The organism is Candidatus Methanogranum gryphiswaldense (assembly GCA_019262145.1).
GTDB lineage: Archaea > Thermoplasmatota > Thermoplasmata > Methanomassiliicoccales > Methanomethylophilaceae > Methanogranum > Methanogranum gryphiswaldense.
In genome coordinates this window covers 471,293-482,635 of record CP076745.1, presented here as the reverse complement: position 1 = coordinate 482,635, position 11,343 = coordinate 471,293, and the positions used below count along the sequence as shown (strand labels likewise).

Here is an 11,343-nt window from a genome sequence, read left to right as displayed (position 1 = left end):
GTACAGTACCGTTTGACAGAGGATAAAGATTCTGGAGAAATAAAAAATGACATTCGATATAATAAAACCTGAGGACATTGAAAAAAGGAGCATGGAGATCATCACCAAGGAATTGGAAGAAAGAACACTTCCTGAACCTCAGTTATCTGTTCTGAAAAGATGTATACACACTTCAGCAGATTTTGATTACTACGACAATCTGGTATTCTCAAAAAATGCAGTACAGATCGGCATAAAAGCCTTGAGAACCGGAGCTGACATAGTCACCGATACAAAGATGGCCGCTGCCGGGATCAACAAAACAAAGTTGAAACAATATGGTGGAGAGGTCCACTGTTTCATCAGCGATGACGATGTTGTCAATGATGCGAAAGAAAGAGGATGCACCAGGGCCACAGTTTGCATGGAAAAAGGAGCAAAACTCAAAAAGCCTGTGATATTCGCTGTTGGAAATGCACCCACAGCCCTATTGGAACTTGAAAGACTCATCAGGGAAGAAGGCCTCAAGCCCACATTGATAATAGGTGTGCCCGTTGGATTCGTGAATGTCATCGAATCAAAGGACCTCATCATGAAGACTAATACCCCACACATCATCGCACGCGGAAGGAAGGGCGGAAGCAATATAGCTGCCACCATCTGCAACGCGATGCTTTACTACAAAGACGAAGTTTGATCTTTTGACAGCCGTCCGTCACACGGACGGCAATTTTATTCTTTCCAACCTCGCGGTGAAAACTCCTTCTTCACGATATGTTCCCTCTTTTTATGATGTAATATGCGATCGAATAGAATGCTATCCCGAATCCCAGAATTACAGCCAATGACGCCCATGGGAACTCCTGTCCCAACGATAACGCCCTTATTACGTTCACAGCGTGCGTGAGAGGCAGAGCATCCACCACGTACCTGACCGCCTGTGGCAATGCCTGCAAAGAGAATACAGTTCCGCAGAGGAACGTCATCGGCGTTATTATCAACCCGCTGAACAAGGTCACGTCGGTATGGTTCCTTGCTATCAGCCCGGTAGCAACACCCAGGAATGAAAATACAAAACAACAGAGTATAACAACCAATACCAATGATAACGAAAGACGGAAATCGTCAGAAACCAGCGTTGCCATTACTATCAATATTGTACAACTCAGCAGCCCGCGTATCACTCCCATGATGGCCTTACCGACGACCATCGAAGATATAGGGATGGGGCAAAGAAGCATCTCATCGATACATTTGTAAAATGACTTCTGAATTGTTATCTTCGAAGAAGTGAAAGTGAAACATGCAGTGAGAGTTGTCATAGCAATTATACCTGGAAAAAGAAATGCCACGTAGTCGTAACCCTCGACGGTCATACCACTGCCCAGACCATATCCGAAACCGACAAGGTACAATATCGGTATGACGAGACATGTCACAAGAATGGACAACATGGTCCTTTTTATTGCGCAAAGGTCCCCCCAGGATACACGATATGAGTATACCAGGAACCTCGAGACAGAATTCATGCATCCTCCTGGAAATTGTCTCTTCCAGTGGTCTCCAGGAAAACATCCTCCAAATGGGTCTTCCTGAGCAGTGTCCTTTCAGGGTCACCACATGTATCGAAAAACTCAGACGCCTCCTTTCTTTCATTGAAATACTTGAAACATCTGACCTCATTCTCATCTATGTACTCAACGGTCCATTTCCCTATATTGTGGCACAGTTCATCAGGGGTGCCTTCCAACACGATCTTTCCATGACTGATTATTGCGATCTTGTCACTTAGTGCCTCCGCCTCTTCGATGTAATGGGTTGTCAAGATCACGGTCGTACCTTTTTCCTTCAAAATGCGTATCAATTCCCAAAGTAAATGCCTTGACTGGGTATCTAGGCCGGAGGTCGGTTCATCTAGGAACAGGACCTTCGGTTGATGCAAAATGGAACAAACTATCACTCCCTTCCTCTTGCAACCGCCTGAAAGATTGTACGCTATCCTATCCATGTACGGTTCCAGGCCCATGAGTTCCGTCAATTCTTCTATGCGAGCTGTTGCATCTTTCTTTGACATTCCGAGAAGCATCGATTTATAACGTATGTTCTCATAGAGCGATATGTCCTTGTCGAGACTGATATGCTGAGGACATATACCTATCATGCTCTTGACCTCCATCGGTTCTTTTGAGGCATCATGCCCACCGATCACGATCGTGCCCTCATCAGGCTTCAAAAGTGTTGTCAACATGCGAATGGTCGTTGTCTTGCCCGCACCATTCTGTCCGAGAAATCCAAATATCTCGCCCTTTTCGACTGTGATGGATACACCGTCCACGGCTATAAAATCACCAAATCTTTTCACAAGTCCCTTGGCCTCTATAATGCTCGACATATTGAATCCGCTCAGACACCTATAACAGCTCAAAATTATAACTTTACCTCAAAAATCATAAATTAATTGTATCTAAGACCGATCTGATTTTTTTGTTGCATCTATTGCATCAATGATTCTCTTGCCCTCCCCCTCCCCTTCCACGGCGTATCCAAGTTCCTGTGATTTGCCCGCTTAAAGACAACACACAACGATTCTGCGTTTAATTGCTAAGAACTCATAGAATTTCATGGGCCTCATTCTCGTGAGAATTTGAAATTATATTATAAAAATGTGCAATATATCACATAATTACGTCATATTTTTGTGAAATATTCCACATTATATGGCTGTAATATGATAACTAATCAAACAATAAAAAGTTTAGAATTACCAGATCACCCACCCCATGCAAATACAATGAATCAACAAATGAACAAACAATTTCTATCCATATAAACACACACGAGAATATTGTTTTTATATAGCCATGCCGTACTCAATCTTGTTATCATGACAGTAAAAAGGGCAGCAAAGATAGAACGCAGCACCAGGGAGACCAAGGTCTCCATAGAGCTGAACATTGACGGTAAGGGCAATTTCGATGTCGTGACCGACGTTCAATTCCTCAAACACATGGTGGAGACCCTCGCAAGATATGCATCGTTCGACATAAAGATGGATGCGTCTGGAGATAACGAACACCACCTCATCGAAGATGTAGCCATCACTCTGGGACAAGCATTCAAGCAGGCGCTCGGAACAACACCGATCACCAGAATGGCCACTTCAACGCTGGCCATGGATGATGCCCTCATAATGACATCCCTTGACATAGTGGACCGCCCGTATGCTGAGATCGACTGCCCCGATCCGCTATACCACCACTTCTTCAGAAGTTTCGCGATGTCCGCGGGGATGACACTGCACATACTGCAGATCAGAGGATTCGATGAGCACCACATCATCGAGGCTTCCTTCAAGACAATGGGAACCGCACTCAAGACCGCTGTCGTCCCGAGGGACACGGAGCTCAGCACCAAAGACAGCGTGAAGGTGAAGTGAATGCTCACGAAAAGGATCATTCCATGTCTGGATGTAAAGAACGGAAAAGTAGTGAAAGGTGTAAACTTTCAAAATCTTAAGGACATGGGATACCCTCCTGACCTTGCAGAGGAATACAGCAAACAAGGAGCAGACGAGATAACCTTCCTGGACATCACTGCATCACTGGAATCCAGACAGACCATGTTAGATATGGTGGAAGAGACAGCTAAGAGGGTCTTCGTGCCACTTACCGTCGGGGGAGGCATAAGGACCGCACAGGACATGCATGATGCTCTTTCCGCAGGAGCCGACAAGGTCTCAGTCAACTCAGCAGCGATCGCAAATCCTAACATCATAACCGATTCAGCAAGCAAATTCGGAAGCCAATGCGTAGTGGTGGCGATAGATGCCAAACGTGTCGGCGACCACTGGGAGGTCTTCTCCCACGGAGGGACAAGGTCCACAGGCTTGAATGCCATAGATTGGGCAAAAAAAGCAGAGGACCTGGGTGCGGGAGAGATACTGCTCACCTCCATGGATTGCGACGGCGTGAAGAACGGATACGATATACCGCTTACCAGAGTGATAGCGGAAGAGGTCAGCATACCTGTGATCGCTTCCGGAGGATGCGGAACCATCGAACACATATACGATGTCTTTGCACAAACCAACGCCTCGGCTGCACTTGCGGCATCGATATTCCATTACAACCAACACACAGTTGGAGAAGTGAAGGAATATCTCAAGGACATGGGGGTCCCTGTAAGATGACCGAACTCGTATACGATGAGAAGGGACTGATACCTGTGATCGTTCAAGACTACAAGACGAATGAGGTCCTGATGGTCGCATGGGCCAACGAAGAGGCCTTCGAACTCATGAAGACAACAGGATACACGCACTTCTGGTCAAGAAGCAGACAGAAACTCTGGAAGAAAGGCGAGGAATCCGGACACGTCCAAAGGATAGTCTCGATCCAAACAGACTGCGATGACGATACCCTCCTAGTACGTGTGGAACAAACAGGCGTCGCATGCCATACTGGCGCCCCGTCCTGTTTCTATAAGACCATACAGGGCAATCCGGAACGTACTGCCGAGATACTCCCCGAACTTCTGAGAGTGATCAGGGACCGCAAAGAGAACCCTTCGGATGAGAGTTACACATGCAAATTGTTCAAAGACGAGACGAAGATGTGCAAGAAGATCGTGGAAGAATCCACTGAATTCGTACTTGCGATAAAGGACGATAAGGAAGACGAGATCGCCGGAGAACTAGCAGACATGATCTACCACACAATGGTCGCAATAGTCGACAAGGACATAGATCTGTCAAAGACATATGAGAAATTGGCGGAGAGGAGACAATGAGAGTTGACCTTCATTCACATACGATATTCAGTGACGGGGAGCTTATACCCTCCGAACTTGTAAGAAGGGCGATGGACCTAGGACACGATGCCATTGCCATAACGGACCATGTTGATGTGACGAATGTAGAATTCGTGGTCACCAATATAGTAAAAGCAATCGACCTCTGTGAAGATTATATCAAAGTCATTCCAGGAGTGGAGATCACCCATGTACCTCCCAACAAGATCGCTGAGATAGCAAAAAAAGCGAGATATTATGGGGCGGAATGGATAGTCGTTCACGGAGAAACAGTAACCGAACCGGTGATGCCTGGAACCAACAGGGCCTCGGTCGAAAACCCTGATATCGATATACTGGCACATCCTGGATTCATAACGCTAGAAGAGGCTGAGATCGCAGCCAAGAACGGCGTCGTACTTGAGATAACGGGGAGGATGGGACACAACATCACCAACGGACATGTAGTGAACATGGCAAGGAAAGCAGGTGCCATGATGGTCATCAATTCAGACACGCATGCACCAGAAAATCTCATGGATGAGAAGGCCGCGTGGACAGTAGCATTGGGTGCCGGACTCACCAAAGAAGAAGCAAAGAAGGCCATTCAGGTCACTCCTTACGAACTCATCAGACATCTTTGAGAATTACAAAACCTATTGAAATAAACACTTTCCAATCATATTCTTATTAGATTCGATCACTCAAAAAAATATAAATTGTGTAATAAAAGAAAATAGTTTTTTAAAAAATGTTTGAGTTGAGAATCAGTTGCCTGGTTCCCACACTGCATACAGCGTTATACTCTTCTCACCGACAGGAATGAGATTCTCAACACTCTGTCCATTACTGTATATAACAGACCCAGTAGGCGTTGTTGACCACCCCATGAATGCGTATCCCGGTCTTGTGAAAGCATTGTTGGATATGCCCTGAGACGAATCGAACATAAAGGACTGGTCCTTCATCTTTCCAGTACCTCCGTTCGCATCGAACATCACTTTGTACTTTCTCTTTCCAATTAGATATCTGTTTATGAGGTATGCAGCAATCACCAATATCGCAAACAATGCTATGAGCCAGGGTATTATCTTACCTATGTCCACATTACCGCCAGAATGCGCTGTCCAATGTGCGTACAGGGTTTTATCCCCCGTAGTGTACACAACTGTCTGACTGGTGACCTGGGTGCCTCCGGTAGACGAAGTATACCACCCTGCAAAATTATATCCGTCTCTCGTCGGATCGTCCTCTGGCAAAACATATGCAGTTCCATATGTCTCTGTTATGCTCACAGAATACGTGGACTCTGAATAATTACCCACGAATGTTACTGTACTTGTATCTGGACTGGCAGATGCTATCAGACTTACATTCGATACCAGATCTATTGATAGGGGATTATCCGTACTTGTAATTGTACCTGACCAAGTATTGAAATTGTAGCCAAAATTCATTATCGCGGTAACCGTCAGATCATCACCGTAATCCACAGCGAACGGTACAGTATAGTTCTGTGGCACTCCGCCATTCAAAGTATAAGTTATACCGGAGATGTTAGAATCCTTGCTTAATGTGACCGTGAAAGCATCCATTGATGATGTCGCAGTATAGCTTATGTTGGAAGTAATATCTGTGATTGTCAATGGATTGTCTGTAACCCCAGACGCCCACTGGACAAAATAATAACCAGAATCTGCGACTGCCTTGATTGTCAGATTGTCACCGTAATTCACAGTGAACGGTACAGTGTAATTCTTTGATGTTCCGCCATTCAAAGTATAAGTAATATTGGAAATGTGAGCGTCTTTGCTTAATGTAACTGTGAAGACATCTATTGACGATGATGCCGTTATATTTACATTACTATCAACACTGGAGATCGTCAACGGATTGACCGTGCTGACAATAGTACCAGACCAAGAAGTGAAATGATATCCTGCATTCATATTGGCTGTTATTTGAAGACTGGTACCGTAACTCACATTGAAGGGTGCAGTGTATGTCTGTGAGGCTCCACCATTTACCTTATACGTTATACTGGAAACGTGGGCATCCTTATCCAATGAGATAGTGAATACATGCATCGAAGATGTTGCACTTATGTTCACGTCCGTTACCACATTTATCGGCAACGGATTGGTCGTACTGACAATAGTACCGGACCATGCAAGGAAATAATACCCAGTCTCCATATTAGCTGTTATCAGAACATTGTCACCGTAATCCACAGTGAAAGGCGCAATATAGGTCTGTGATGCTCCGCCATTCACTGTATATGTTATACTGGAGACGTGAGCATCCTTGCTTACTGTGATGGTCAAATTTTCTACATGCGATATCGCAGTGTAGCTAATATTGGAAGTAACGTCTGTTATCGTCAGTGGATTGGAAGTTACACCTGGTGCCCATTGTATGAAATTATATCCTGGATCAACTGAGGCGGTGATCTTGAGATCATCACCGTAATTAACAGTGAATTGTGCAGTATACGTCTGTGATGCTCCACCATTCACTGTATAAGTGATGCCAGAAATATGATCGTCCTTATTCAACGTAACAGTCAAAACCTCCTTTGATGAGGTTGCCGTATAATTGATATTGGAGTTAACAGAGCTGATCGTCAATGGATTGGCCGTAACACCTGTCGCCCATTGGACAAAGAAATACCCGGTATCCAATGAAGCTGTAAGGATCAGAACGTCACCGTAATTAACGGTGAAAGGCACAGTGTAATTATGTGAAGAGCCGTTCAAAGTATAGGCCATTGAAGATACGTGAGCATCTTTGTTGAGAGTTACAGTGAAGGTATCAATCGAAGATGTCGCGGTATATGTGATATTAGCTGTGACATCATGGATCGTCAGTGGATTATCCGTAACACCTGTCGCCCATTGCACGAAATGATATCCTGTACCAGATGTTGCGTACAAATTGAGATTGTCACCATGGCTGACACTAATTGGTGAAACATAGGTTTGCGTCGTACCACCGTTCAAAGTATACACGATGCTGGAGATATTGGCATCTTTATTCAAGGTAACAGTAAACGTGTCTATTGACGATGTCGCGACATAATTGATGTTTGCGTTTACACTAGCGATCACTAACGGATTGGCCGTAACACCTGTCGCCCATTGCACGAAATGATATCCTGGATCTGTCGTGGCAACTATGCTCAGTTTATCACCATATTTCAAACTTAATGGCACGGTATAATTCTGTAAGGCCCCATCATTCAATGAATATGATATATTGGAGACATGGGCATCCTTGTCCAAGGTCACTACATAGGTATCAACAGAATAAACAACAGAGATAGTATGGTTTGCTGTCACATTGTTAAATGTGTAAGAAGAATCGTGCCCCGTCACCAGGACCCCATCGACAATAACAGAAACTAAATGGTAACCTATTGATGAGGAATATGCGATCGTGGCACTACCTCCATAATTCAAGGTCACACTTGGAGAGATGGTACCGTTCTGAACGCTCGTGGTTATGTTGTAACTCAATACTCCTGTAGTGAACGTGACCTTGTGCCCGCCTGCACTCATCGAACCTGAGGAGATATTCCAAACGTTGGTATCTCCAACTCTGCTGATGTCCGAGGAATCACCTGTATAGACGTAGCTGTTGATGCCATATCCTGTCTCAGGAACGACTGTCAAAGTATAGTGATTGTCACTACCCAGATCATAAGTGGAACCGCAACTCAATACGGCAGCCATTATATGGTCTCCACCGTAGTATATCTCCCAGGGACCGCCTAGAAGTGTAAGATCAAAAGCCGAAGAACTCACATTGGTGGTGGACGGTATCGCTACCGCCTTCAACGATGTGGATATGAATGCGTGACTGCCGATCTTTGAAACACTGGTGGGGATAACGACAGCCTTCAAACTGACACAATTGTGGAATGAATCGTCCCCTATGATCTGGACACTGCATCCCATGACAACATTCGTCAGATCGTCACAATCGTAGAAGGCATTGTCACCGATCGTTATTGCGCTGGTACCGATCGGCACACCGATTTGCAGATTTTGGATCTTGTCGCATTCACTGAAAGAATAACTACCGATCATCGTTACGCTTGGACTTATTTTGACCATTCCCGTTTCTAAGACCACGTCAGAGCCTATTTTGGCTGTGTAGAGATCCTCACATTCGTAGAATGCATAGCTGCCTATGGTGGTGATGTTCGAATCCACGATCAATGTACCCATATCATTACAGTCGTAGAATGCATAGTTACCTATCGTAGTCAGACCAGAACCGATGGTCACGGTCTCGATATTCTCGCAGTTATAGAATGCATAATCTCCCATCGAATTCACATTTGACCCAATAGTCACGGTCTCCAGATTATCGCATCCACAGAACGCATATGGCCCAATGCCACTGACCGTAGTAGGAATACTGTATGATGTCCCGGCCTTTGCCATTGGATAACATAATAATTCACTTCCGCTAGAATTGTACAGGATCCCATCAGCAGAAGAGAAGTTGGTATTTCCTGAAACAGTAATTGAAGTGAGACTCTCCCCGTAAACAAAAGCATCGTCCGCAGCACTTGTTATGTTGTAAGTTTTACTTACCCAATGATACCATTCCCATGTCGTATTCGTAACTGTAGAATTTATTGTAAGAGCTGACAAATCATCAGAAATGTCCACTATTTCTACATTCGAATCACTTATCACCTTATATTCCACACCATCAACATCGAATATGCTTCCTGCAGAATCATCTGCTGACGAAACATCACTATCATCGATCAAAACATTGGCAAAAACAGCACAAGAAATTAGTGCAACAAGAAACACCATTGCTTTTTTTCTGCCTGATGTAAAGGATGAAGATCTAACTACCGTGCCTTTTTTTGGATTGACCATATGAATGCCTCTGAGTATATCTTTGTTCAATATCGGGAATGGCCTGATATGACGAGATTTATTAACAAAGACACACCATTGTAACGTATTTAATACCCATCCACTCGATCGATTCTCTTCAACAATTACAAAACACGATAAATAGAGCCAACACAAACAAAAGAATGATTCTTACAATTTCAAAAAATGAATTACGTACAATTGGATGTCTTTATACATTTATATTCATAAAATAGTGGTTGAGGACACAATGTTTCCATTGTGTCCGTGTATCTAATTGTTATTAGATTTATACGACCTTCATCTTGTTTATGAGTACGGTTCCGCTACCACGTGCCTCTTTTACAAGTTCATCACTAAATCCAGACCTTGAAAAGAGACCGTTGATGACCTTGTATCCAACCATGTCCTTACTCTCTGAACATTTCTTTACAAGATCACTCAGTGCAGACAACTGAACCTCTTCCTTGGAATAATAGCAATCTGCGGCAAAAATGACCTTATTCTTATCATCTGCAGCAACAAGACCTATGGTGCTCTTACTGTTCCAATAACGGCTCGCATTTACACCCTTCATTCCGATCTTCTCGCTTATATTACCAAAGATCTCAATACACACATCATCGTATCTTGCAGATACGAAACTCTCAGAGAAATGATCTTTCAATTCCTCTTTTGCCAACGTATCATCGCCTGCGTCCAATGAATCCTTGAAGGGATACACAAATCTGAACCAGAACTCTATGAAACCATCCTTTATGCGATACTGCCCCATCCTGCTACGTTTCTTATCTTTCTCAGCAAAGGGTAATTCCCTTTCTATCATGCCTATTTCCTCAAGGACCCCTAGATAAGGACTGAGTATCTTCGATTGTACATTGATGGATTTCGCTATATCGCCTATCAAACGATTGCCTGATGCAATGGATTCCATTATGGACATGTAATAAGAAAGCTCCCTAACCTCGGATCTAAGGATGAATTCGGGTTCATCGTGAAGAGGCCCGTTCCTTCCCAGAACATTTTTTACCAGACTCTTTCTCAATTCTCCGTCCTCTAGGATCTCAACGTACTTTGGTATTCCACCTGTGACCGTATACAATTCTACTGCTTCCTTGAAAGATAGGTCGCCGAACGCATTCGATATCTCAAAGAAGCTCAACGGCTTAAGCTGAATGTTCACAGTGCAACATGAATAGATCTCTGAATAATCTTTAAGGGCCTGCTCATTCATCAATCCGGTCTCTGTACCGCAGAGTATGAACATAACATTGTTTCCGCCCATTTTCTTATTCCATGCCTCTTTTATGATAGGCAGGATACTTCCGTCTGCGGAAGCAAGAAGATGAAAATCATCGATAACTATGACCAGTTTAGATTTTGGACGCGGAACCAATTCCGAAAATGCAGTTTTCCAATCTTTGCTTTGATCTTCTTTTTTTGTTCTCTCAGAAATCTCATTCAGAAAACGGCGGAGATTAGATGACAGTGTCTCTTCTCTCGCAAGGTAATAGAACGAATCCTTTCCTTCTATGAATCTGCGAACCAACGCGGTCTTACCGACCCTGCGTACACCTGAAACGACGACAAAGCTGCTGCCTTGACGTGAATATTCATCCTCAAGCAATCTCTGTTCCGATCTTCTTCCAATGAAACTCATACGACACCCGTCTAAAAC

9 protein-coding genes are annotated in these 11,343 nt (G+C 44.0%); 5 read left to right on the top strand and 4 right to left on the bottom strand.

Features of this window, described 5'->3' with window-relative positions; genetic code table 11:
* Nucleotides 1-46: 46 nt before the first annotated feature.
* On the top strand, nucleotides 47-676 hold the full coding sequence (locus tag KRP56_02595) for a precorrin-8X methylmutase (GenBank protein ID UAL08155.1): 630 nt from the start codon (nucleotides 47-49) through the stop codon (nucleotides 674-676).
* 70 nt (nucleotides 677-746) lie between these two features.
* Here KRP56_02595 and KRP56_02590 read toward each other — a convergent pair whose 3' ends face one another.
* Both KRP56_02590 and KRP56_02585 read right to left on the bottom strand, forming a co-directional pair.
* The gene (locus tag KRP56_02590) at nucleotides 747-1,508 is read right to left on the bottom strand and encodes an ABC transporter permease (protein UAL08154.1); all 762 of its coding nucleotides are present in this window, start codon (nucleotides 1,506-1,508) and stop codon (nucleotides 747-749) included.
* Nucleotides 1,505-2,371: an ATP-binding cassette domain-containing protein gene (locus tag KRP56_02585; protein ID UAL08433.1), complete on the bottom strand. Its 867-nt coding sequence runs from the start codon at nucleotides 2,369-2,371 to the stop codon at nucleotides 1,505-1,507. The genes KRP56_02590 and KRP56_02585 overlap by 4 nt, the downstream gene beginning before the upstream one ends.
* A gap of 492 nt (nucleotides 2,372-2,863) precedes the next feature.
* Here KRP56_02585 and KRP56_02580 point away from each other — a divergent pair, with 492 nt between their 5' ends.
* The 4 genes from KRP56_02580 to KRP56_02565 are packed head-to-tail and all read left to right on the top strand — an operon-like array spanning nucleotide 2,864 to nucleotide 5,411.
* Nucleotides 2,864-3,415, top strand: coding sequence for an imidazoleglycerol-phosphate dehydratase (locus KRP56_02580; GenBank protein ID UAL08153.1), 552 nt, complete (start codon nucleotides 2,864-2,866; stop codon nucleotides 3,413-3,415).
* Nucleotides 3,416-4,168, top strand: a complete 753-nt coding sequence (gene hisF, locus KRP56_02575) for an imidazole glycerol phosphate synthase subunit HisF (protein UAL08152.1) — start codon at nucleotides 3,416-3,418, stop codon at nucleotides 4,166-4,168.
* On the top strand, nucleotides 4,165-4,767 hold the full coding sequence (hisIE, locus tag KRP56_02570; protein ID UAL08151.1) for a bifunctional phosphoribosyl-AMP cyclohydrolase/phosphoribosyl-ATP diphosphatase HisIE: 603 nt from the start codon (nucleotides 4,165-4,167) through the stop codon (nucleotides 4,765-4,767). Before hisF ends, hisIE begins: the two co-directional genes overlap by 4 nt.
* Complete coding sequence (locus KRP56_02565; protein UAL08150.1) at nucleotides 4,764-5,411, top strand: histidinol phosphate phosphatase domain-containing protein; 648 nt, start codon at nucleotides 4,764-4,766, stop codon at nucleotides 5,409-5,411. Before hisIE ends, KRP56_02565 begins: the two co-directional genes overlap by 4 nt.
* Before the next feature lie 123 nt (nucleotides 5,412-5,534).
* On the opposite strand, the gene KRP56_02560 is transcribed toward KRP56_02565, so the two are convergent.
* Both KRP56_02560 and KRP56_02555 read right to left on the bottom strand, forming a co-directional pair.
* Nucleotides 5,535-9,665, bottom strand: coding sequence for a leucine-rich repeat protein (locus KRP56_02560; protein UAL08149.1), 4,131 nt, complete (start codon nucleotides 9,663-9,665; stop codon nucleotides 5,535-5,537).
* Between the two features lie 289 nt (nucleotides 9,666-9,954).
* Nucleotides 9,955-11,325, bottom strand: a complete 1,371-nt coding sequence (locus KRP56_02555) for an ATP-binding protein (GenBank protein UAL08148.1) — start codon at nucleotides 11,323-11,325, stop codon at nucleotides 9,955-9,957.
* Between the last annotated feature and the right edge of the window lie 18 nt (nucleotides 11,326-11,343).

Bases quoted from the DNA above. Each gene is read 5' to 3' on its own strand.
- KRP56_02565 (UAL08150.1), top strand. From the start codon at position 4,764: ATGAGAGTTGACCTTCATTCACATACGATATTCAGTGACGGGGAGCTT.
- hisF (UAL08152.1), top strand. From the start codon at position 3,416: ATGCTCACGAAAAGGATCATTCCATGTCTGGATGTAAAGAACGGAAAA.
- KRP56_02585 (UAL08433.1), bottom strand. From the start codon at position 2,371: ATGTCGAGCATTATAGAGGCCAAGGGACTTGTGAAAAGATTTGGTGAT.
- KRP56_02560 (UAL08149.1), bottom strand. From the start codon at position 9,665: ATGGTCAATCCAAAAAAAGGCACGGTAGTTAGATCTTCATCCTTTACA.
- hisIE (UAL08151.1), top strand. From the start codon at position 4,165: ATGACCGAACTCGTATACGATGAGAAGGGACTGATACCTGTGATCGTT.
- KRP56_02555 (UAL08148.1), bottom strand. From the start codon at position 11,325: ATGAGTTTCATTGGAAGAAGATCGGAACAGAGATTGCTTGAGGATGAA.
- KRP56_02590 (UAL08154.1), bottom strand. From the start codon at position 1,508: ATGAATTCTGTCTCGAGGTTCCTGGTATACTCATATCGTGTATCCTGG.
- KRP56_02580 (UAL08153.1), top strand. From the start codon at position 2,864: ATGACAGTAAAAAGGGCAGCAAAGATAGAACGCAGCACCAGGGAGACC.
- KRP56_02595 (UAL08155.1), top strand. From the start codon at position 47: ATGACATTCGATATAATAAAACCTGAGGACATTGAAAAAAGGAGCATG.